General features: G+C 54.3%; 17 protein-coding genes and 5 tRNA genes. 16 read left to right on the top strand and 6 right to left on the bottom strand.

The genetic code is table 11. The annotated features are described in order from the left end of the window. The first annotated feature begins 150 nt into the window (after positions 1-150). Together speF and potE are read left to right on the top strand one after the other, a co-directional pair. On the top strand, positions 151-2,349 hold the full coding sequence (speF, locus tag QMN93_RS05945; RefSeq protein ID WP_094934383.1) for an ornithine decarboxylase SpeF: 2,199 nt from the start codon (positions 151-153) through the stop codon (positions 2,347-2,349). Continuing rightward, positions 2,346-3,659, top strand: coding sequence for a putrescine-ornithine antiporter (potE, locus tag QMN93_RS05940; RefSeq protein WP_014831099.1), 1,314 nt, complete (start codon positions 2,346-2,348; stop codon positions 3,657-3,659). The genes speF and potE overlap by 4 nt, the downstream gene beginning before the upstream one ends. A gap of 104 nt (positions 3,660-3,763) precedes the next feature. Here potE and pgm read toward each other — a convergent pair whose 3' ends face one another. After that, positions 3,764-5,404 carry a phosphoglucomutase (alpha-D-glucose-1,6-bisphosphate-dependent) gene (pgm, locus tag QMN93_RS05935; RefSeq protein ID WP_032649535.1) on the bottom strand — a complete coding sequence of 547 codons (1,641 nt, stop codon included), beginning with the start codon at positions 5,402-5,404 and terminating at the stop codon, positions 3,764-3,766. Between the two features lie 24 nt (positions 5,405-5,428). Continuing rightward, a complete protein-coding gene (gene seqA, locus QMN93_RS05930) occupies positions 5,429-5,977 on the bottom strand; it encodes a replication initiation negative regulator SeqA (protein WP_008501070.1) in 549 nt (182 codons plus the stop codon). A gap of 183 nt (positions 5,978-6,160) precedes the next feature. Between seqA and ybfF the strand changes: the two genes are divergently transcribed. From ybfF to fur, 4 genes are all read left to right on the top strand, one after another. Then, positions 6,161-6,934 carry an esterase gene (gene ybfF / locus QMN93_RS05925; protein ID WP_193138917.1) on the top strand — a complete coding sequence of 258 codons (774 nt, stop codon included), beginning with the start codon at positions 6,161-6,163 and terminating at the stop codon, positions 6,932-6,934. 128 nt (positions 6,935-7,062) lie between these two features. After that, on the top strand, positions 7,063-7,350 hold the full coding sequence (gene ybfE, locus QMN93_RS05920) for a LexA regulated protein (RefSeq protein ID WP_028019455.1): 288 nt from the start codon (positions 7,063-7,065) through the stop codon (positions 7,348-7,350). A 155-nt stretch (positions 7,351-7,505) separates the two neighbouring features. Further along, the gene (fldA, locus tag QMN93_RS05915; protein WP_008501067.1) at positions 7,506-8,036 is read left to right on the top strand and encodes a flavodoxin FldA; all 531 of its coding nucleotides are present in this window, start codon (positions 7,506-7,508) and stop codon (positions 8,034-8,036) included. 290 nt (positions 8,037-8,326) lie between these two features. Further along, positions 8,327-8,773 (top strand): ferric iron uptake transcriptional regulator, encoded by a 447-nt coding sequence (gene fur / locus QMN93_RS05910; RefSeq protein ID WP_014169146.1) that lies wholly within the window; start codon positions 8,327-8,329, stop codon positions 8,771-8,773. A gap of 140 nt (positions 8,774-8,913) precedes the next feature. Here the strand turns inward: fur and chiQ are convergent, their stop codons facing one another. The 4 genes from chiQ to nagE form a co-directional block, all read right to left on the bottom strand. Beyond that, on the bottom strand, positions 8,914-9,240 hold the full coding sequence (chiQ, locus tag QMN93_RS05905) for a ChiQ/YbfN family lipoprotein (RefSeq protein ID WP_182383956.1): 327 nt from the start codon (positions 9,238-9,240) through the stop codon (positions 8,914-8,916). Between the two features lie 47 nt (positions 9,241-9,287). Further along, complete coding sequence (gene chiP / locus QMN93_RS05900; RefSeq protein WP_023310769.1) at positions 9,288-10,685, bottom strand: chitoporin; 1,398 nt, start codon at positions 10,683-10,685, stop codon at positions 9,288-9,290. A gap of 446 nt (positions 10,686-11,131) precedes the next feature. Then, positions 11,132-12,799: a glutamine--tRNA ligase gene (glnS, locus tag QMN93_RS05895; RefSeq protein WP_029740147.1), complete on the bottom strand. Its 1,668-nt coding sequence runs from the start codon at positions 12,797-12,799 to the stop codon at positions 11,132-11,134. A gap of 169 nt (positions 12,800-12,968) precedes the next feature. Beyond that, on the bottom strand, positions 12,969-14,990 hold the full coding sequence (nagE, locus tag QMN93_RS05890; protein ID WP_193138916.1) for an N-acetylglucosamine-specific PTS transporter subunit IIBC: 2,022 nt from the start codon (positions 14,988-14,990) through the stop codon (positions 12,969-12,971). A 328-nt stretch (positions 14,991-15,318) separates the two neighbouring features. Between nagE and nagB the strand changes: the two genes are divergently transcribed. The 10 genes from nagB (at position 15,319) to QMN93_RS05840 (ending at position 21,956) form a co-directional block, all read left to right on the top strand. Next, positions 15,319-16,119 carry a glucosamine-6-phosphate deaminase gene (gene nagB, locus QMN93_RS05885; RefSeq protein ID WP_023310765.1) on the top strand — a complete coding sequence of 267 codons (801 nt, stop codon included), beginning with the start codon at positions 15,319-15,321 and terminating at the stop codon, positions 16,117-16,119. 55 nt (positions 16,120-16,174) lie between these two features. Beyond that, positions 16,175-17,323, top strand: coding sequence for an N-acetylglucosamine-6-phosphate deacetylase (gene nagA, locus QMN93_RS05880; RefSeq protein ID WP_193138915.1), 1,149 nt, complete (start codon positions 16,175-16,177; stop codon positions 17,321-17,323). A gap of 8 nt (positions 17,324-17,331) precedes the next feature. Then, positions 17,332-18,552 (top strand): N-acetylglucosamine repressor, encoded by a 1,221-nt coding sequence (locus tag QMN93_RS05875; protein WP_021242995.1) that lies wholly within the window; start codon positions 17,332-17,334, stop codon positions 18,550-18,552. A gap of 45 nt (positions 18,553-18,597) precedes the next feature. Then, the gene (gene nagD, locus QMN93_RS05870; RefSeq protein ID WP_023310763.1) at positions 18,598-19,350 is read left to right on the top strand and encodes a ribonucleotide monophosphatase NagD; all 753 of its coding nucleotides are present in this window, start codon (positions 18,598-18,600) and stop codon (positions 19,348-19,350) included. A gap of 249 nt (positions 19,351-19,599) precedes the next feature. Then, positions 19,600-21,264, top strand: a complete 1,665-nt coding sequence (gene asnB / locus QMN93_RS05865) for an asparagine synthase B (protein ID WP_023310762.1) — start codon at positions 19,600-19,602, stop codon at positions 21,262-21,264. A gap of 226 nt (positions 21,265-21,490) precedes the next feature. After that, positions 21,491-21,567 (top strand) — tRNA-Met (locus QMN93_RS05860). A gap of 8 nt (positions 21,568-21,575) precedes the next feature. Further along, positions 21,576-21,660: transfer RNA gene (locus QMN93_RS05855), tRNA-Leu, on the top strand. Between the two features lie 23 nt (positions 21,661-21,683). Beyond that, positions 21,684-21,758: transfer RNA gene (locus tag QMN93_RS05850), tRNA-Gln, on the top strand. Between the two features lie 32 nt (positions 21,759-21,790). Beyond that, a tRNA-Gln gene (locus QMN93_RS05845) sits at positions 21,791-21,865 on the top strand. A gap of 17 nt (positions 21,866-21,882) precedes the next feature. Next, positions 21,883-21,956 (top strand) — tRNA-Met (locus QMN93_RS05840). The last annotated feature ends 2 nt before the right edge of the window (positions 21,957-21,958 follow it).

Raw genomic sequence — 21,958 nt, 5'->3', positions numbered from 1 at the left:
TCCGCACCGGGCGGACTGAATTTCAATCATCAAAAAAGCAATTCACTGATTTTAATCAGCGGCCACCCTTTGCTTTTTTTCCGGTAAATTATCGATTTCTTTCTTGCAAGAAATCGAGGGACGCTTATTACCTAAAATAAAGAGAGAAAGATGAAAAGTTTAAAAATCGCAGCCAGCCGTGCATGTCCGGATTGCTTTACTACCCAGCGTGAACTGGTAGATGTCCGCGCCTCTGATTATATTGATGTTGCCGCCATTGTTCTGGCGGTCACGGATATTGCCAGCGGTATCCTGGACGAAATAGAAGCCACCGGTTTTGGCATTCCTGTTTTTGTCGCGACCCACAAAGAAGAGTTCATCCCGGCAGACTATTTATCGCGCATTCACGGCGTATTTGAGTATTCAGACACCAGCAACGACTTTTATGGACGCCAGCTGGAAGCGGCAGCCCAGAAGTATGAAACCCAGCTGCGCCCGCCGTTTTTCCGCGCGCTTGTCGACTATGTAAAGCAGGGCAACAGCGCGTTTGACTGCCCGGGACATCAGGGTGGTCAGTTCTTCCGCCGCCATCCAGCCGGTAATCAGTTTGTCGATTTCTTTGGTGAGACGCTTTTCCGCTCCGACCTGTGTAACGCCGACGTGGCGATGGGCGATCTGCTGATCCACGAAGGCGCACCGTGCATCGCCCAGCAGCATGCTGCAAAAGTCTTTAATGCTGATAAGACCTACTTCGTGCTGAATGGCACCTCGTCATCCAACAAAGTGGTGCTTAACGCCCTGCTCACCCCGGGCGACCTGGTACTATTCGACCGTAACAACCACAAATCCAACCATCACGGTGCCCTCCTCCAGGCTGGCGCAACGCCGGTCTATCTGGAAACCGCGCGCAACCCGTACGGCTTTATTGGCGGCATTGACGCCCACTGCTTTGAAGAAAGTTATCTGCGCGAGCTGGTGGCAGAGGTGGCGCCAGGCCGTGCACGCGATGCGCGTCCGTTCCGCCTGGCGGTGATCCAGCTGGGTACCTACGATGGCACCATCTATAACGCCCGTCAGGTGGTGGATAAGATTGGGCACCTGTGTGATTACATCCTGTTTGACTCGGCCTGGGTGGGTTACGAGCAGTTTATTCCGATGATGGCCGACTGCTCTCCGCTGCTGCTGGAGCTGAACGAAAACGATCCGGGGATCCTGGTCACCCAGTCCGTACATAAGCAGCAGGCCGGCTTCTCGCAGACCTCGCAAATTCATAAGAAAGACAGCCATATCAAAGGGCAACAGCGCTATGTCCCGCACAAGCGGCTGAATAATGCCTTTATGATGCACGCCTCCACCAGCCCGTTTTATCCGCTGTTCGCTGCGCTGGACATTAATGCCCGTATGCATGAGGGCCAGAGCGGCCGCAACATGTGGATGGACTGCGTGGTGAACGGTATCGAAGCGCGCAAGCTGATTCTGGAGAACTGCCGGTATCTGCGCCCCTTCGTGCCGGAAACGGTGGATGGCCTCCCGTGGGAAAGCTGGGACACGGCGAAAATTGCGACCGATCTGCGCTTCTTCCACTTCGTACCGGGTGAAAACTGGCACGCTTTTGAAGGCTACGCTGAGCATCAGTATTTTATCGACCCGTGCAAGCTCCTGCTGACCACGCCGGGTATTAACGCCCGCACCGGGGAGTATGACGACTTCGGCGTGCCCGCCACTATCCTCGCCAACTTCCTGCGTGAAAACGGCATCGTGCCGGAAAAATGCGATCTCAACTCGATCCTGTTCCTGCTCACGCCTGCGGAAGATATGGGCAAACTGCAGCAGCTGGTGGCGCAGCTGGTGCGCTTCGAAAAACTGCTCGAGAGCGATGTTCCGCTGAAAGACGTCCTGCCATCTCTCTACAAACAGCATCCGGAACGTTACGCGGATTACACCCTGCGCCAGATCTGCCAGGAAATGCATGACCTGTACGCCCGCCACAACGTGAAACAGCTGCAGAAAGAGATGTTCCGCAAGTCTCACTTCCCACGCGTGATGATGAACCCGCAGGACGCAAACTACGCCTATCTGCGCGGTGAGGTTGAACTGGTCTCTCTGCGCGATGCGGAAGGCCGCATCGCCGCCGAAGGCGCCCTTCCTTATCCACCGGGGGTGCTGTGCGTGGTCCCAGGGGAAGTCTGGGGCGGTTCCGTGCTGCGCTACTTTGCCGCGCTGGAAGAAGGCATCAACCTGCTGCCGGGCTTCGCGCCGGAGCTGCAGGGTGTGTACGTCGAGGAGTGTGAGGGTCGCAAACAGGTTCGCTGTAACGTCATCAAACAACCCGCCGCTCAGCCCGCGCTGCTGAAAGGAGAGAAATTATGAGTAAGTCCAATAAGATGGGCGTGGTGCAGCTGACCATCCTCACCATGGTGAACATGATGGGCTCCGGGATTATCATGCTGCCCACCAAACTGGCAGAGGTGGGTACCATCTCTATCATCTCCTGGCTGGTGACGGCAGTCGGTTCAATGGCGCTGGCATGGGCGTTCGCCAAGTGCGGAATGTTCAGCCGTAAGTCAGGGGGGATGGGGGGCTACGCCGAATACGCCTTCGGCAAGTCGGGCAACTTTATGGCCAACTATACCTACGGGGTGTCGCTGCTGATCGCCAACGTGGCGATTGCCATCTCCGCCGTGGGTTACGGTACGGAGCTGTTTGGCGCGACGCTCAGCCCGGTGCAAATAGGGCTGGCGACCATCGGGGTGCTGTGGATCTGTACCGTAGCTAACTTTGGCGGCGCGCGCATCACCGGGCAGCTCTCCAGCATCACCGTCTGGGGCGTGATTATCCCGGTTGTCGGCCTGTGCATCATCGGCTGGTTCTGGTTCAGCCCGACACTCTACGCCAACTCCTGGAACCCGCACCACGTGCCGTTCTTTACCGCGGTCGGCTCTTCTATCGCCATGACGCTCTGGGCCTTCCTGGGTCTGGAATCCGCCTGTGCGAACGCGGAAGTGGTAGAGAATCCGGAAAAGAACGTGCCGATTGCGGTCCTCGGCGGAACGCTGGGCGCGGCGGTGATCTATATCGTCTCGACTAACGTGATTGCCGGTATTGTGCCAAACATGGATCTGGCAAACTCTACGGCGCCGTTTGGGCTGGCCTTCGCGCAGATGTTCACGCCTGAGGTCGGGAAAGTGATCATGGGGCTGATGGTGATGTCCTGCTGCGGTTCACTCCTCGGCTGGCAGTTCACCATCGCACAGGTGTTTAAATCATCGGCTGATGAAGGTTACTTCCCAAAAATCTTCTCCCGCGTGACCAAAGCGGATGCGCCGGTGCAGGGCATGCTGGCGATTGTTATCTTCCAGAGCGGATTGTCGCTGATGACCATTAGCCCGTCGCTGAACAGCCAGTTCAACGTGCTGGTCAACCTGGCGGTGGTGACGAACATCATTCCGTATATCCTGTCGATGGCAGCGCTGGTGATCATTCAGAAGGTAGCGAAGGTGGATCCACGCAAAGCGCGTGCGGCCAATATCGTGGCGCTGATCGGGGCAATCTACAGCTTCTATGCACTCTACTCATCCGGCCAGGAAGCGATGCTCTACGGGGCAATGGTGACCTTTATGGGCTGGACGCTGTACGGTCTGGTGTCACCACGGTTTGAATTGAAGAACAAACATAGTTAGGTAAAAGCAAAACGGCAACCCAGGGGTTGCCGTTTTTAGTGTTTTCTCCCTCTCCCTGTGGGAGAGGGCTGGGGTGAGGGCATCAGCCCTCCCCCGAACATCACTTACGCGTTTTTCAGCACTTCGCTGACAATCTCTACCGCTTCTTTCTCAATCTGCTGACGGTGCTCAGCGCCGAGGAAGCTTTCGCAATAGATTTTGTACGCATCTTCCGTACCGGACGGACGCGCGGCGAACCAGCCGTTCTCAGTCATCACTTTCAGACCACCAATGGATGCGCCGTTGCCCGGTGCAGCCGTCAAACGCGCGGTGATCGGATCGCCCGCCAGGGTGCTTGCGCTGACCATCTCCGGAGAGAGTTTGGACAGGGCCGCTTTCTGGGCTGACGTCGCGCTCGCCTGAATACGGTTATAGCTTGGTGCACCAAAGCGTGCCGCCAGGTCGTTGTAGTGTTCCTGCGGGTTTTTACCGGTGACCGCGGTGATCTCCGCCGCCAGCAGGCACATGATGATGCCATCTTTATCGGTTGACCATGGCGTGCCGTCGAAACGCAGGAAAGATGCGCCCGCGCTCTCTTCACCGCCGAAGCCGAAGCTGCCGTCGTGCAGACCGTCAACGAACCATTTGAAGCCGACCGGCACTTCCACCAGCTTGCGGCCCAGCGCCTCGACCACGCGGTCGATCATCGCGGAGGAAACCAGCGTTTTACCGACGGCCACCTCTTTGCCCCACTGCGGGCGGTGCTGGAACAGATAGTTAATTGCAACAGCCAGATAGTGGTTCGGGTTCATCAGCCCGGCAGGGGTGACGATACCGTGACGGTCATAATCCGGATCGTTAGCAAACGCCAGATCGAATTTATCACGCAGCGCCAGCAGGCCCGCCATCGCGCACTCGGAGGAGCAGTCCATACGGATCGCGCCGTCTTTATCCAGATGCATAAAGCGGAAGGTCTGATCGACGTGATCGTTCACGATGGTCAGATCCAGCTTGTAGTGCTCGGCGATACGTTTCCAGTATTCGATACCGGAGCCGCCCAGCGGATCCACGCCCAGCTTCAGGCCGGCTTTCTGGATGGCCGCCATATCGACGATATCCGCCAGCCCTTCCACGAACGGCTGAACCAGATCCTGCTCTTTCACGTGACCGGACGCCATGGCAGCATCCAGAGAAATACGCTTCACGCCTTTCAGACCGTCAGCCAGCAGCGCGTTCGCACGATCTTCCACCACTTTGGTGACGTTAGTGTCGGCCGGGCCACCGTTAGGCGGGTTGTATTTGATACCACCGTCTTCCGGCGGGTTGTGGGATGGCGTGATAACGATACCGTCCGCCAGCGCGCCACCTTTTTTGTTGTGCACCAGGATGGCGTTAGAGACCGCAGGCGTTGGGGTGAAGCCATTGTTCTCCTGAACAATCACATCGACGCCGTTTGCCGCCAGCACTTCCACAACAGAGATGAACGCGGGTTCAGACAGGGCATGGGTATCTTTCCCCACGTAGCACGGACCGGTAACGCCGTTTTTAGCGCGCTCTTCCGCAATGGCCTGAGCAATGGCCAGAATATGCGGTTCGTTAAAGCTGTGGCGCGCCGCGCTGCCGCGGTGACCAGATGTACCAAACTTCACTGCGTGTTCTGCGTTGCCCACGACCGGTTTCAGCACGTAATACTGCGCGGTCAGCTGAGCGACGTTAATCAAATCGCTTTGTTGTGCAGGTTGGCCTGCACGGCTGTGATTTGCCATTACCGGGTCCTTCTGATGCAAGGGTTAAATTGTACCGCAAACCTTTTCAATCAATTCCGCCGGGAACTGCATGGACTGCATGATGTGTTCAATCATGCTGCACTTGCGGCCCGTATTGGTATTGGTGATCACCCAGTACGGGGTGCCAGGAACATGTTTGGGTTTGGTTTGATTGCCATTTTGCAGCAACGTCTGCTCGTCGCCCGCGAAATAGACGCGAGTACGGCCGTGAAGCGACTCGGTCGCTTCAGCAAACGCTTTGTTATCCAGTGAGTAAAGTGTAGACAGCACCAGCATAAAGCGGTTAACCGCCTTTTTCTGCTCCGCGTATTCATCGGAGAGCAGCAGCTCGCGCATCGCGCGCACTTTATCTTTTGCCGGCGTCACGGCAGGTTTTGCTTGTGCAACAACGCTCGGCTGAGACACGACATCTTTGGTGACTGGGGTAGCAGGCTGTGAAGCGGCGGAAATTTTAAGCATGCGCCGTAAAATGTCGGACGCGCTCTCCCCGATATGCCGCGTCTGGCTGGCAATATACTGATAGAGTTCGTCATCAACTTCGATTGTTTTCATCTTAATCCAGTGCGATATCTTATCTGAATACAAGTCATTGGGATTATAAGGTCAAATCCCAACAGCGGATAGCGTCAAACCAGGTTGGCCGCAAAAGTCAGATTAAACTGGAACCTTGCAGCCGGGCGGCAGAATGGTCAACATGATACCCTAACCTGACATACGTAAAAAAAGAACTTTGCCATGAAATTGAATACCCGAGCGCAAACTGCACAATCGCCGAACAATAATTCTCCCATCGTACTGGTTCACGGGCTTTTTGGCAGTCTGGATAATCTGGGCGTGCTGGCGCGCGATCTGGTTAGCGACCACGATATTTTACAGGTCGATATGCGCAATCACGGTCTTTCCGGACGTTCCGACGAGATGACCTACGCGGCGATGGCGCAGGATCTGCTGGATACGCTGGATGCCCACGACCTGCAAAAGGTGACCCTCATCGGGCATTCAATGGGTGGCAAAGCGGTGATGGCCCTGACGGCACTGGCCCCGGACCGTATTAGCGGCCTGGTGGTGATTGACGTCGCGCCCGTGGATTATGACGTCCGCCGTCACGACGAGATTTTTGCCGCCATCAATGCGGTCACAGAAGCGGGTGTCGCGACGCGCCAACAGGCGGCTGCCGTCATGCGTGAGCATCTTGATGAAGAAGGCGTCGTGCAGTTCCTGCTGAAGTCATTTGTTGACGGCCAATGGCGTTTTAAAGTGCCGGTGCTCTGGGAGCAGTACAATAACATCGTGGGCTGGGAAACCGTCCCCGCCTGGCCACACCCTACTCTCTTTATTCGCGGCGGAAACTCACCTTACGTTACCGACGCGTACCGCGACACGCTGCTGGCCCAATTCCCGCAGGCTCGCGCCCACGTGATTGCCGGTGCCGGGCACTGGGTGCATGCGGAAAAACCGGATGCTGTGCTGCGCGCCATTCGCCGCTATCTTGCTGATACTGCAAATTGATTAAAAAGAAAGCGACTGGAAGGCTGCGGGCTTCCAGTCGTTGGCGTGCCGTTTTTGGTGATGTATGATGGCGCGCTTATCGCCCGGGCATTAGCAGGGCGGCGTGTTTCCCCCGAAGTCTCAGAATCATGGCCAAAGAACAAACGGACCGTACGACACTAGATCTGTTCGCGAATGAGCGTCGCCCGGGACGACCCAAGACGAATCCGCTTTCGCGCGATGAACAGCTGCGTATCAATAAACGCAACCAGCTTAAACGCGATAAAAATCGTGGGCTTAAGCGTGTCGAACTGAAGCTTAACGCCGACGCCGTCGACGCGCTGAACGAGCTGGCTGACGCGCGAAATATCAGCCGCAGCGAGCTCATTGAAGAGATGTTGCTCGTCCAGCTTGAGACGTTACGCAGCCAGGCATAAGTCTGAAAATCCCCTTTCTCACCCTTTTCATGTAGCACAGAGTGCAGTCCTGCGCGATAGCTGTTTCCGCAGGGTTGCCAGTTCTGCTATTATTGCCCTTATCCGTGGCCGAATTGCGCCACCATACTATTAAGTTTCAAGAGGTTATTTTACTCATGGCAATCATCGGCATTTTCTTTGGCAGTGATACCGGCAATACCGAAAATATCGCAAAAAACATTCAAAAACAGCTCGGTAAAGACGTTGCTGATGTGCATGACATCGCCAAGAGCAGCAAAGAAGATCTGGAGGGCTATGACATTCTGCTGCTGGGTATCCCAACCTGGTACTACGGTGAAGCCCAGTGCGACTGGGATGATTTCTTCCCAACGCTGGAAGAAGTGGACTTCAACGGTAAGCTGGTCGCCCTGTTTGGCTGTGGCGATCAGGAAGACTACGCCGAATACTTCTGTGACGCGCTGGGCACCATCCGCGATATCATTGAGCCGAACGGCGCGGTTATCGTCGGCCACTGGCCGACCGCCGGTTACCACTTCGAAGCGTCTAAAGGCCTGGCCGATGACGATCACTTCGTGGGTCTGGCCATCGACGAAGACCGTCAGCCAGAACTGACCGCAGAGCGCGTTGAGAAGTGGGTGAAGCAGATCCGTGAAGAACTGCACCTGGATGATATTCTGAACGCCTGATTTTATCGCGGCGCAGCTGCGGTTGCGCCCATGCTCCAGGTCAAACCGATTAAATTAATCGCTACAATCTTTTAACTTTTTCGCCCAGACCTGTACAATGTCTCCCTGATAAAACGTGGTTTTCCATTGAGCAAGTTTGTTGGTGATACCACGTTTTTATAAGCATATTTTGCCTGAGACTTGCAGTTTTCATTTAGCCATGGCAGTTCTATAATGAGACGCATTATCCCGGGTGCATTTTCTGTCACTTCCTACAGAAGTGAATCGTTTAGCAACAGGACAGATTCCGCATGACTGACAACAATACCGCATTAAAGAAGGCTGGCCTGAAAGTTACGCTTCCTCGGTTAAAAATCCTTGAAGTGCTTCAGGGTCCAGACAATCACCATGTCAGTGCGGAAGACCTTTATAAACGTCTTATCGACATGGGTGAAGAGATTGGGCTGGCTACCGTCTATCGCGTGCTGAACCAGTTTGATGACGCGGGCATTGTTACCCGTCATAATTTCGAAGGCGGTAAATCCGTTTTCGAACTGACCCAGCAGCAGCACCACGATCACCTGATCTGCCTCGATTGCGGCAAGGTCATTGAATTCAGCGATGATTCCATCGAAGCGCGCCAGCGTGAAATCGCGGCGCGTCATGGCATCCGCCTGACGAACCACAGCCTGTACCTTTACGGTCACTGCGCTGAAGGCGACTGCCGCGAAGACGACCACGCGCACGACGCGAAATAATAAGATTCATACTCTGAGCCAGCCGCAAGGTTGGCTTTTTTTTGCCTGAAAAAAGCCCGGTGGCGCTGCGCTTACCGGGCCTACGGGCTATGACACCTTTGTAGGCCCGGTAAGCGCAGCGCCACCGGGCGTAAAGCAACTTATTTATTGTTGTTGCGTATCTCGTTCCAGATCTTATCGCAACGCTTCGCCACTTCCTGATCGTTACCGGTTTTACGCGCCTGAATGCAGGCCTGGTAATCCATCACGCGGATGTTCTCCTGCGTCGCGAACTGCTCGTGCGCTTTCTCTTTCTTCAGCACGTTCAGCACGCTCTGACAGGCTTCAATCTTTTCCGGCGAACCTTCCGCAGTATTAATGCAGGCGCTATACGCCTCCTTCAGACGGGTGTCCTCTTTCGGCGCCTGCGTCTGAGCACACGCCACCAGCCCTGATGCCAGCAACGCGACGATTACGATTTTTTTCATCATGTGCAGTCTCCATGCCGGCGGGACTCAGCCCGCCGGTGCGTTCATCAGAAGATGGTGAATGGGGCAATAACCATGAATTTCACGTCACGCTCATCCTGGAAGATGTTGCCGTAACCGCCCGCATAGCTCGGGATATCGGAGTGGTTGTCATACTGGGTGAAGTGCAGTTTGAACATCGTGCCTTTCGCACGGCCATCCTGCAGGGTATAGATAGCATCAAGGCTGTAGGAAGACTCTTTCAGGCGATAGTTGGGATCGTAGTATGCGTCCGGCGTGGCCATATCGGCAGGTTTTGCGTCCCAGGCGTAAGCGTAAGAAGCGCCCACCGCCCAGCCAGGCAGGTTCCAGTTTTTCAGGTCATACATTGCGCCGAAGAAGACCGCCTTCTCGCCGTCGGCGTTGAAGTCTGAGCGGTTATCCCACCAGATATCAAGACGACCGTTGGAGGAGGCGTAGGTCGGGGTCATACGCTGCAGGAAGTAGCCCTGCTGCCCTTCCGCCTTCACCCATGTGCCTTCCAGACGCAAATCAACCTGACCGACCTTGTAGCCGAAGGTTAACGCCTGCAGCCACGCGGTGCCGTCATAAATGTCGTTGACGCCACCGTTGCTGACCTTGTCGCGCGTACCGTAGAACTGGTAGCTGGTGCTCAACGGGCTACCCGCGACATCGAATTTATAGCTGGCCTTGGCAAAATACTGATCGACATAGCCTTGTGCCTGACCGAATGCCGCTTCAAGCACCAGATCGTTTTTGAAGTCGTACTTCGCGCCCAGCGAGTGCAGGTAATCGACTTTGGTTTTTTTATCGTTCTGGTAGAACTTGTCCATTTCGATGTGCCACGGTGCTTTGTACTCGTTGGTCCACATATAGGAGAAGCTCAACGCACCCGCATCACCGTAGTCAAAGTTCGCCCCGGCTTCGGCACCCTGATAGGTACCCGGCATAAAGCTCCAGTGCGGTGCTAACAGAGTCTGGCCAGTTGGCTGAATATAACCACCGCGCGCCCAAACCGGACCGTATTTAAATTTTGCAGCGGCTTTGTAAAGGCTGATACCGCTCTTATCCCCGGACCAGTCTTCTTTATAGGCTTTGTTGCTGGAGGAGAAGGCAATTTCGTTCGGGTGGGCGCTGTCGCCGTTTTCCGCCATTTCAATCGCGGTAAACGCAGCAATATCCAGACCGAACATATCCGCGGCATAGCCTGACTGGAAGTCCAGGTTGGCGTTCCAGGTGGAGTGAGAAAGGTTGGTTTTGTATTTGTCTTCGGTGACGTCTTTACGGTCACGTTCACGCTGCCAGTAATAAATACCGCCCGTGAGGGTAGAATCATCGATAAAGCCCGCCGCTTTCGCCTCTGGTGTCACCACCAGGCCCGACATTGCTGTCACACCGGCAATAGCCAGCGCCAGCGCACTACGTTTGCCACTGAACGTACGCATAGATTATTCCTCTTTGACGAATTAAAACGCCTGAAGCGGCGTAAATAAAAAAGACCAAATGGTCAGGGGTAGCTTTAAATACCCTCGAATTAACTACCGTCTTTAGGTTATTTTTCGCGACGCGAATTATCAATGCTTTTTAGCGGACAAAAGTCAGGACTATGACGAAGTGCACATAATTGGTAGCGCTTTGTAACATTTGTGAGGAGACGAGGAATGGCGGGGAATTATCAAGTATTTCAGTAGCTAGACGTGAGAATTCTTTCCTTTTTTATAACCTTTTTAATTTCCGCAATGATACAAACTTTTTTTTGAAAAATAAGTAGCACCTCATTGACCTGATATTTTTATGACGCCTTTTTAGGCCCTGGCTTAATACCCTGATCGTAAAATAAAAAAACGCCGCATAGTGCGGCGTTTGTCTCTCATTGACCAGACCAGCAATATTATTCGCCGATCTTCGTCCAGGTATCACGCAGGCCTACGGTACGGTTGAATACCGGTTTTTCCGCCGTGCTGTAACGGCTGTCCAGGCAGAAGTAACCTTCACGTTCGAACTGGAACGCTTTGCCCGCTTCAGCGGCTTTCAGAGAAGGCTCCGCATAACCCTGCTTGATCACCAGAGATTCCGGGTTGATGGTCGCCAGGAAGTCTTCCGCTGCACCTGGGTTAGGCACGCTGAACAGACGATCGTACAGACGAATTTCTACCGGCAGCGCGTGGGAAGCGCTCACCCAGTGAATCACGCCTTTCACCTTGCGGCCATCCGCCGGATCTTTGCTCAGCGTTTCAGCGTCATAAGAACAGAAGATGGTGGTGATATTCCCTTCAGCATCTTTCTCTACGCGCTCGGCTTTGATGACGTAGGCATTACGCAGACGCACTTCTTTACCCAGCACCAGACGCTTGTACTGCTTGTTGGCTTCTTCGCGGAAGTCAGCGCGGTCAATCCAGATGTCACCGCTGAACGGCACGTCACGGCTACCCATTTCCGGTTTGTTCGGATGGTTAGGCATGGAGACCAGCTCGCTTTCACCCTGCGGATAGTTTTCGATAACCAGCTTCACCGGGTCGATAACGGCCATCGCGCGCGGGGCGTTTTCGTTGAGATCTTCGCGAATGCAGGATTCAAGGGAGGCCATCTCTATGGTGTTGTCCTGCTTGGTCACGCCGATGCGTTTGCAGAACTCACGAATAGAGGCGGCAGTGTAACCACGACGGCGCAGACCAGAGATGGTTGGCATACGTGGGTCATCCCAGCCTTCAACGTGCTTGTCGGTCACCAGCAGGTTCAGCTTACGCTTGGACATCACGGTGTATTCCAGATTCAGACGAGAGAACTCGTACTGGCGCGGATGTACAGGAATGGTGATGTTGTCCAGAACCCAGTCGTACAGACGACGGTTGTCCTGAAACTCCAGCGTACACAGGGAGTGCGTAATGCCTTCCAGCGCATCGCTGATGCAGTGGGTAAAGTCGTACATCGGGTAGATGCACCACTTGTTGCCGGTCTGATGGTGTTCCGCGAACTTGATGCGGTACAGCACCGGATCGCGCATCACGATGAACGGAGACGCCATGTCGATTTTGGCACGCAGGCACGCTTTGCCTTCTTCGAAGCCACCGGCACGCATTTTTTCAAACAGCGCAAGGTTCTCTTCCACGCTGCGATCGCGGAACGGGCTGTTTTTGCCCGGGGCGGTCAGCGTACCGCGATATTCACGGATTTCATCAGCAGACAGTTCGTCAACATACGCCAGACCCTTGTTGATCAGTTCAACCGCGTAGGCGTACAGCTGATCAAAATAGTCAGAGGAGTAGCAGATATCGCCAGACCAGTTGAAGCCCAGCCATTGCACGTCATTCTTGATGGACTCAACGTATTCGATGTCTTCTTTTACTGGATTGGTGTCATCGAAACGCAGGTTGCACTGTCCCTGGTAGTCTTGTGCAATGCCAAAGTTCAGGCAGATGGACTTCGCATGCCCGATATGCAGGTAGCCGTTCGGCTCCGGCGGGAAACGGGTATGAACTGTGGTGTGCTTACCACTGGCCAGATCTTCATCGATGATCTGACGAATAAAGTTACTCGGGCGGGCTTCTGCCTCACTCATCGTGGATTCCTCAAAGCGTAAACAACGTATAACGGCATATGATCTTATAAGCCGGACGTAGTGACAACCCTTAAAACGTCTCTGAAGAAAATAATGGGGGCGTTTGCTGCAAAAAAAAGCGGCGGAGGATATCCCCCGCCGCTTAAGGCATGACTCTACTCAGGAGCGATTACTTGCCTTTAATCTCATACAGCGGTGTTTGACCCGCAACAACCTGACCTTTCGCCTGAATGACCAGGCCACTGAAGTCATCGATGTTGCTGCAAACGACCGGGCTTATCATTGAGCGCGCGTTGGCGTTCAGGAAGTCCAGATCCATTTCCAGAATCGGCTGCCCGGCCACCACTTCAGCGCCCTCTTCCACCAGGCGAGTAAAGCCCTGACCGTTCAGCGCAACGGTATCGATACCCATATGGACAACGATCTCCGCGCCATTTTCGGTTTCGAGGCAGAACGCGTGGTTGGTGTTGAAGATTTTCACGATGGTACCGGCCGCCGGAGACACAACGGTTTTTTCCGTTGGTTTCACCGCCACACCGTCACCAACCGCTTTGCTGGCGAAGGCTTCATCAGGCACCTGCTCAATCGCAACGACTTCACCGGTTACCGGTGAAACCAGCGCGGCTACCGTTTTGGCGTTCGGTACCGCCTGCGGTTTTGCAGCCGCTGGCGCGGCGGCGGGGGCGGCAGAAGCGTCTGCTGCGGCTACCGGACCGGTGGTTTTCATGGCGTTAGCAATTTTCTCTGCCACGAAGCCAACGATAATCTGCACGCTGGTTTTGTTCAGGCGAATAACACCGGAAGCACCCAGACGTTTAGCCAGCGCTTCGTTCACCAGGGAAGAGTCTTTGACGTTCAGACGCAGACGAGTGATACAGGCGTCGATACCGGTCAGGTTGTCAGAACCGCCAACAGCGGCGATGTACTGACGCGCCAGGCCTGAAACGTCCTGATCCTGAGCACCGCTCACGTTCACATCCTGACCATCCGCTTCGCTACCGGCCACGGCCAGTTCACGACCCGGGGTCATCAGGTTGAATTTGGTGATAGTGAAACGGAACACCATGTAGTAGATCGCGAAGAACACCAGACCTTGCGGGATCAGCATCCACCAGTGGGTCGCCAGCGGGTTACGGGACGACAGCACCATATCCACCAGACCGGCGCTGAAGCCGAAACCGGCAATCCAGTGCATGCTGGCAGCGATGAACACGGAGATACCGGTCAGCACGGCGTGGATCACATACAGAACCGGCGCCACGAACATGAAGGAGAACTCCAGCGGCTCGGTGATACCGGTGAAGAAGGCCGCGAACGCCCCCGCCATCATGATACCCAGCACTTTCGCTTTGTTCTCTGGACGCGCGCAGTGGTAGATAGCCAGCGCAGCACCCGGCAAACCAAACATCATGATCGGGAAGAAGCCCGCCTGGTAACGACCGGTGATACCGACAACCGCTTTACCTGCTTCGATGGATTGTGCGCCACCCAGGAAGTTAGGGATATCGTTAATACCGGCAACGTCGAACCAGAATACGGAGTTCAGCGCATGGTGCAGACCGACCGGGATCAGCAGACGGTTGAAGAACGCGTACACGCCCGCACCGACAGAACCCAGCTTCTGGATGTGCTCACCGAAGTTCACCAGACCGTCGAAGATCATCGGCCAGACGTACATCATGATGAACGCAACAACGATCATCACAAACGAGGTCAGGATAGGAACCAGGCGGCGACCGCTAAAGAAGGAGAGTGCTTTTGGCAGCTCTACGCTGCTGAAGCGGTTATACAGTTCGGCGGAGATGATACCCACAAGGATACCGACAAACTGGTTGCTGATCTTACCGAACGCCGCCGGAACCTGGTCCGCCGGAATTTTTTGGATCATGGCCACCGCTGCAGGCGAGCAGAGGGTGGTTAACACGAGGAAACCGACAAAACCGGTCAGCGCAGCGGCACCGTCTTTGTCTTTGGACATACCGTAAGCCACACCAATCGCGAACAACACGGACATGTTGTCGATAATGGCGGAACCTGACTTGATAAAGAACGCCGCCAGCGCGCTGGTATTACCCCAGCCGTTGGGGTCGATCCAGTAGCCGACACCCATCAGGATGGCTGCGGCAGGCAGCGTGGCGACCGGCACCATAAGCGCGCGGCCAACCTTTTGTAAATAACCTAGAATACTCACTTTCTTCCCCCTATGAGACCCCGTTTAAGGCATGTTCTCAGCTCTGTTTTTTATTGTGTCACGAACTATAGATACAGTTGATGCTTCACTGGCATTGTGAGTGTGTGAAAAATTAATTCGTATCGCAAATTAAACGCGTACTTTTTGTGATTTTTGTCACCAAATATCGTTATTTACCCTCCCTTATACTGGCTAACAGCGAAAACTTATTTTATCATTCAAAAAATCAAGACGGATTGATCCGGCCTGAAAGTTTCCAGGTTACGCTTAAGTATCAGGTTCCGATAGCCATCCGCCCACTCTTCTACTTTAACTCTTGAGGTGAACAATGAGACTGATTCCCCTGGCAACTGCTGAACAAGTCGGTAAATGGGCCGCTCGCCATATCGTTAACCGTATTAACGCCTTTAAACCGACCGCCGATCGTCCTTTCGTTCTTGGACTTCCGACAGGCGGCACGCCGCTGACCGCCTATAAGGCGCTGGTTGAAATGCATAAAGCAGGCCAGGTTAGCTTTAAACATGTTGTGACCTTCAATATGGATGAATACGTTGGCTTACCGAAAGACCACCCGGAAAGCTACCATAGCTTTATGCACCGCAATTTCTTTGATCACGTTGATATTCCATCTGAAAATATTAACCTGCTGAATGGAAACGCGCCTGATATTGACGCAGAATGCCGTCAGTATGAAGAAAAAATCCGTTCTTACGGTAAGATCCACCTGTTCATGGGTGGTGTAGGTAATGATGGTCATATCGCGTTTAACGAACCGGCGTCATCTCTGGCTTCCCGCACCCGTATTAAAACGCTGACCCATGACACGCGCGTGGCAAACTCCCGCTTCTTTGACGGCGATGTTAACCAGGTTCCAAAATACGCCCTGACCGTAGGCGTAGGCACCCTGCTGGATGCCGAAGAAGTGATGATTCTGGTGCTGGGCGGCGTGAAAGCGCAAGCGCTCCAGGCAGCCGTTGAAGGCAACGTTAACCATATGTGGACCATCAGCTGCCTGCAGCTGCATCCGAAATCAGTCATCGTCTGCGACGAACCGTCCACGATGGAGCTGAAGGTTAAAACGCTGAAATACTTCAACGAGTTAGAAGCTGAGAACATCAAAGGTCTGTAATTGAATAACCGCCTCTTCATCAAGAGGCGGCCGCTTTTTTTAACCGGGGGTCGTTATGTACGCTTTAACCCACGGTCGGATTTATACCGGCCATGAAATTCTGGATGACCATGCGATTGTTATCGCTGATGGTCTGATTGAACGTGTTTGTCCGCTGGCAGAACTGCCGCCGGAGATTGAACAGCGCTCACTCAATGGAGCAGTAATCTCCCCCGGTTTCATCGACGTACAGCTCAACGGCTGCGGCGGTGTGCAATTCAATGACACTGCGGATGCGGTGACGGTCGAAACGCTGGAGATCATGCAGAAAGCCAACGAGAAATCGGGCTGCACCAGCTATCTGCCAACGCTCATCACCAGCAGTGATGACCTCATGAAGCAGGGTATCCGCGTGATGCGCGAATACCTGGCCAAACACCCTAACCAGGCGCTGGGTCTGCACCTTGAAGGGCCATGGCTGAATATGGTCAAGAAAGGAACGCATAACCCGAATTACGTGCGTAAACCTGATGCGGAGCTGGTTGACTACATGTGTGCGAACGCCGATGTGATCGCCAAAGTGACGCTGGCGCCTGAAATGACGGGTACGGATGTCATCAGCAAACTGGCTGGTGCCGGGATTATCGTTTCAGCAGGCCACTCAAACGCGACGCTGAAAGAAGCGAAAGCCGGTTTCCGCGCGGGCATTACTTTCGCGACGCACCTTTACAACGCTATGCCGTATATCACAGGCCGTGAACCGGGTCTGGTCGGGGCGATTCTGGATGAGCCAGACGTTTACTGCGGCATTATTGCTGACGGCTTACACGTCGATTACACCAACATTCGCAACGCTAAGCGGCTGAAAGGTGACAAGCTTTGTCTGGTGACGGATGCCACCGCACCGGCAGGTGCAAATATTGAGCAGTTCATTTTTGCCGGTAAAACAATATACTACCGCAATGGACTGTGTGTGGATGAAAACGGTACGCTGAGCGGTTCCTCTTTAACCATGATTGAAGGGGTGCGTAACCTGGTTGAACATTGCGGGATTGCGCTTGATGAAGTCCTGCGTATGGCCACCCTTTATCCGGCGCGCGCAATGGGCGTGGATAAACAGCTCGGCGAAATTGCACCAGGTATGGTTGCAAACCTGACGGCATTCACACACGATTATAAAATTATTAAGACCATCGTTAATGGTAACGAGGTCGTCACTGAGTAAGTAAAAGTATGACACCTGGCGGACAAGCTCAAATCGGTAATGTCGATCTCGTTAAACAACTTAACAGTGCGGCGGTATACCGCCTGATTGACCAGCACGGACCAATCTCGCGAATTCAGATAGCCGAACAGAGCCAGCTTGCTCCCGCCAGCGTGACAAAAATTACCCGCCAGCTCATTGAGCGCGGTCTGATCAAAGAAGTCGATCAGCAGGCCTCCACCGGGGGCCGCCGCGCCATCTCCATTATTACCGAAACCCGCAATTTTCAGGCCATTGGCGTCCGTCTGGGCCGTCATGACACCACGCTCACGCTGTACGATCTGAGCAGTAAAGCGATTGCGGAAGAGCACTACCCTCTTCCGGAGCGCACTCAGGAGACGCTTGAGCATGCGCTGCTGAATACCATTGCGCAGTTTATTGAAAGCTGTCAGCGCAAGATCCGTGAACTCATTGCCATCTCCGTGATTCTGCCAGGACTGGTCGACCCGGAAAGCGGCGTGATCCGCTATATGCCGCACATTCAGGTTGAAAACTGGGGGCTGGTCGACGCGCTGGAAAAGCGTTTTAAGGTGACCTGCTTTGTGGGCCACGACATTCGCTCTCTGGCGCTGGCAGAGCACTACTTTGGTGCGAGCCAGGACTGTGAAGACTCTATTCTGGTGCGCGTTCACCGCGGAACGGGCGCGGGTATTATCTCTAACGGCCGTATTTTTATTGGTCGCAACGGTAACGTTGGCGAGATCGGCCACATTCAGGTTGAACCCCTCGGGGAGCGCTGCCACTGCGGCAACTTCGGCTGCCTTGAAACGATTGCCGCCAACACGGCCATCGAGCAGCGCGTTCGCCATCTCCTTGAACAGGGTTATCAAAGCCGCGTCACGCTGGACGATTGCAAGATAGGCACCATCTGCAAAGCCGCCAATAAAGGCGACGCGCTGGCCTGCGAAGTGATTGAGCAGGTAGGCCGCCATCTGGGGAAAACCATCGCCATCGCCATTAACCTGTTTAACCCCCAGAAAGTGGTGATCGCCGGTGAAATTGTGGAGGCGGAAAAGGTGCTGCTCCCCGCCATTGAAGGCTGTATTAACACCCAGGCGCTGAAAGCATTCCGCCAGAACCTCCCGGTGGTTCGTTCAAAGCTTGACCATCGCTCGGCGATTGGCGCGTTCGCGCTGGTCAAACGCGCCATGCTCAACGGAATTCTGCTGCAGCATTTGCTGGAAAGTTGATCGGACCTTATAGTAACGCCTTCTTTTTTTGATGTCGGACTGTCCATGACCATTAAGAATGTAATTTGTGATATCGACGGCGTGCTGATGCACGACAACGTTGCCGTGCCGGGTGCTGCGGAGTTTCTTCACCGCATCATCGACAAAGGAATGCCTCTGGTTCTGCTCACGAACTACCCTTCCCAAACCGGTCAGGACCTGGCTAACCGCTTTGCCACGGCGGGCGTCGACGTTCCGGACAGCGTGTTTTATACCTCGGCAATGGCCACGGCGGATTTTCTGAAGCGTCAGGAAGGGAAAAAAGCCTACGTGGTGGGTGAAGGTGCGCTGATACACGAGCTGTACAAAGCTGGCTTTACCATCACTGACGTGAACCCGGACTTTGTGATTGTCGGCGAAACGCGCTCCTTCAACTGGGAGATGATGCATAAGGCAGCATACTTTGTCGCCAGCGGTGCGCGCTTTATCGCGACCAACCCGGATACGCACGGCCGTGGTTTTTATCCAGCCTGCGGCGCGCTGTGCGCCGGTATCGAAAAAATCTCAGGTCGTCAGCCGTTTGTAGTCGGTAAACCGAGCCCGTGGATCATTCGTGCCGCGCTCAACAAGATGCAGGCCCACTCTGAAGAAACCGTTATTGTCGGCGACAACCTGCGCACCGATATTCTGGCCGGATTCCAGGCGGGTCTGGAGACGATTCTGGTCCTCTCCGGCGTCTCTCAACTTGATGACATTGATTCGATGCCGTTCCGGCCAAGCTGGATTTACCCCTCCGTCGATGAAATCGACATCATCTGATACCGAACCACGCCTCAGGGCGTGGTTTTTCATTTATGGCCTACAAAAATAAAGTCTCATCTAACAAAAAGCACGTTTCATTGCAAAATCATCAATAAAAGAATTTCTGGCGTGCTCTTTTTTCACTATTCCGCAATCACTATTGCACTATTTCCGTTTTCACCCGTAAAACGCTTGCGCGCCCTGCCCCTTTGCGGCATTTTCATAAGCAAGCAACATTACAAAGCAACAGGGTTAACGGAGAAGGTTATGTGTTCAATTTTTGGCGTACTGGATATTAAAACTGACGCGGGCGAACTGCGTAAAAAGGCACTCGAACTGTCCCGCCTGATGCGCCATCGCGGTCCGGACTGGTCAGGCGTTTACGCCAGTGACAAAGCGATTCTGGCTCACGAACGTCTGTCCATTGTTGACGTCAACGCCGGTGCACAGCCGCTGTATAACGAGAAAAAAACGCACGCACTGGCTGTCAACGGTGAAATCTACAACCACCAGGCGCTGCGCGCCGAATACGGCGACCGCTACGCGTTCCAGACCGGTTCTGACTGTGAAGTGATCCTGGCGCTGTATCAGGAGAAAGGGCCCGAGTTCCTGGACGACCTTCAGGGCATGTTCGCCTTCGCCCTGTACGACAGCGAAAAAGACGCTTACCTGATTGGCCGTGACCATATCGGCATTATCCCGCTGTATATGGGCCACGATGAGCACGGCAACTTCTACGTGGCCTCTGAAATGAAAGCCCTGGTGCCGGTATGCCGCACCATTAAAGAGTTCCCGGCGGGCAGCTATCTGTGGAGCAAAGACGGCGAGATCCGCTCCTATTACCAGCGTGACTGGTTCGACTATGATGCGGTAAAAGACAACGTCACGGACAAAGCCGAGCTGCGCCAGGCCCTTGAAGACTCCGTGAAAAGCCACCTGATGTCTGACGTGCCCTACGGCGTGCTGCTCTCCGGCGGTCTGGACTCCTCCGTGATCTCCGCGATCACCAAGAAATTCGCGGCCCGTCGCGTGGAAGATCAGGAGCGCTCAGAAGCCTGGTGGCCACAGCTGCACTCTTTTGCCGTTGGCCTGGAAGGCGCACCTGACCTGAAAGCCGCGCAGGAAGTGGCGAACCACCTCGGCACCGTGCACCATGAGATTCACTTCACCGTGCAGGAAGGTCTGGATGCGATCCGCGATGTGATCTATCACATTGAAACCTATGACGTGACCACCATCCGCGCCTCAACGCCGATGTACCTGATGTCGCGCAAGATCAAAGCGATGGGCATCAAGATGGTGCTCTCCGGTGAAGGTTCTGACGAAGTGTTTGGCGGCTACCTGTACTTCCACAAAGCGCCGAACGCCAAAGAGCTGCACGAAGAGACCGTGCGTAAGCTGCAGGCGCTGCACATGTTCGACTGTGCGCGTGCCAACAAAGCGATGTCGGCCTGGGGCGTGGAAGCGCGCGTGCCGTTCCTGGATAAGAAATTCCTCGACGTCGCGATGCGCATCAACCCGCAGGACAAGATGTGCGGCAACGGCAAAATGGAAAAACATATTCTGCGCGAGTGTTTTGAATCCTACCTGCCGGCGAGCGTGGCATGGCGTCAGAAAGAGCAGTTCTCTGATGGCGTAGGTTATAGCTGGATCGACACCCTGAAAGAGGTCGCGGCGAAACAGGTTTCTGACCAACAGCTGGAAACCGCGAGCTTCCGCTTCCCGTACAACACGCCAGGCTCGAAAGAAGCTTATCTGTATCGTGAAATTTTTGAAGAGCTGTTCCCGGTACCGAGCGCCGCGGAGTGTGTACCGGGTGGCCCGTCCGTCGCCTGCTCTTCTGCCAAAGCGATTGAATGGGATGAATCTTTCAAATCCATGAACGATCCGTCAGGACGCGCGGTAGGCGTTCACCAGTCAGCCTACAAATAATCACTCAGATCGCAATCAGGCCCCTCAGGGGCCTGATTTTTTTGCCTCACATTTCACCGTCTAAATCTGATTAATAACCAATAATTGCCGAATATTCGGCCACGCTGTTCGCAACCTAACCAAACAGTCACATTCCGGCTATTTTCGTTGAAAAAGGTGTTGACGCTGCAAGGGTCTATACGCATAATGCGCCCCGCAACGCCGATAAGGTAACGCGAAAAAAGATGGCTACGTAGCTCAGTTGGTTAGAGCACATCACTCATAATGATGGGGTCACAGGTTCGAATCCCGTCGTAGCCACCATCTTTTTTGCGGGAGTGGCGAAATTGGTAGACGCACCAGATTTAGGTTCTGGCGCCGCAAGGTGTGCGAGTTCAAGTCTCGCCTCCCGCACCATTCCCGGGTAAGCGTTGCACGGATGGGGTATCGCCAAGCGGTAAGGCACCGGTTTTTGATACCGGCATTCCCTGGTTCGAATCCAGGTACCCCAGCCATATTTCTTCGATTTTGCGGTTCTCCGCGGTATTGGGGTATCGCCAAGCGGTAAGGCACCGGTTTTTGATACCGGCATTCCCTGGTTCGAATCCAGGTACCCCAGCCATCGAAGATTGCAGTACTGGCTACGTAGCTCAGTTGGTTAGAGCACATCACTCATAATGATGGGGTCACAGGTTCGAATCCCGTCGTAGCCACC

It is taken from the genome of Enterobacter sp. R-1.6.2 (assembly GCF_035064085.1).
GTDB classification, from domain to species: domain Bacteria; phylum Pseudomonadota; class Gammaproteobacteria; order Enterobacterales; family Enterobacteriaceae; genus Enterobacter; species Enterobacter asburiae_B.
Note: the sequence above shows the minus strand (reverse complement) of the source record. Positions and strands in the feature narration are given on the sequence as shown.

Excerpts from the sequence above, each read along its gene's own strand:
- speF (WP_094934383.1), top strand. The coding sequence starts at position 151 with ATGAAAAGTTTAAAAATCGCAGCCAGCCGTGCATGTCCGGATTGCTTT.
- potE (WP_014831099.1), top strand. The coding sequence starts at position 2,346 with ATGAGTAAGTCCAATAAGATGGGCGTGGTGCAGCTGACCATCCTCACC.
- pgm (WP_032649535.1), bottom strand. The coding sequence starts at position 5,404 with ATGGCAAATCACAGCCGTGCAGGCCAACCTGCACAACAAAGCGATTTG.
- seqA (WP_008501070.1), bottom strand. The coding sequence starts at position 5,977 with ATGAAAACAATCGAAGTTGATGACGAACTCTATCAGTATATTGCCAGC.
- ybfF (WP_193138917.1), top strand. The coding sequence starts at position 6,161 with ATGAAATTGAATACCCGAGCGCAAACTGCACAATCGCCGAACAATAAT.
- ybfE (WP_028019455.1), top strand. The coding sequence starts at position 7,063 with ATGGCCAAAGAACAAACGGACCGTACGACACTAGATCTGTTCGCGAAT.
- fldA (WP_008501067.1), top strand. The coding sequence starts at position 7,506 with ATGGCAATCATCGGCATTTTCTTTGGCAGTGATACCGGCAATACCGAA.
- fur (WP_014169146.1), top strand. The coding sequence starts at position 8,327 with ATGACTGACAACAATACCGCATTAAAGAAGGCTGGCCTGAAAGTTACG.
- chiQ (WP_182383956.1), bottom strand. The coding sequence starts at position 9,240 with ATGAAAAAAATCGTAATCGTCGCGTTGCTGGCATCAGGGCTGGTGGCG.
- chiP (WP_023310769.1), bottom strand. The coding sequence starts at position 10,685 with ATGCGTACGTTCAGTGGCAAACGTAGTGCGCTGGCGCTGGCTATTGCC.
- glnS (WP_029740147.1), bottom strand. The coding sequence starts at position 12,799 with ATGAGTGAGGCAGAAGCCCGCCCGAGTAACTTTATTCGTCAGATCATC.
- nagB (WP_023310765.1), top strand. The coding sequence starts at position 15,319 with ATGAGACTGATTCCCCTGGCAACTGCTGAACAAGTCGGTAAATGGGCC.
- nagA (WP_193138915.1), top strand. The coding sequence starts at position 16,175 with ATGTACGCTTTAACCCACGGTCGGATTTATACCGGCCATGAAATTCTG.
- QMN93_RS05875 (WP_021242995.1), top strand. The coding sequence starts at position 17,332 with ATGACACCTGGCGGACAAGCTCAAATCGGTAATGTCGATCTCGTTAAA.
- nagD (WP_023310763.1), top strand. The coding sequence starts at position 18,598 with ATGACCATTAAGAATGTAATTTGTGATATCGACGGCGTGCTGATGCAC.
- asnB (WP_023310762.1), top strand. The coding sequence starts at position 19,600 with ATGTGTTCAATTTTTGGCGTACTGGATATTAAAACTGACGCGGGCGAA.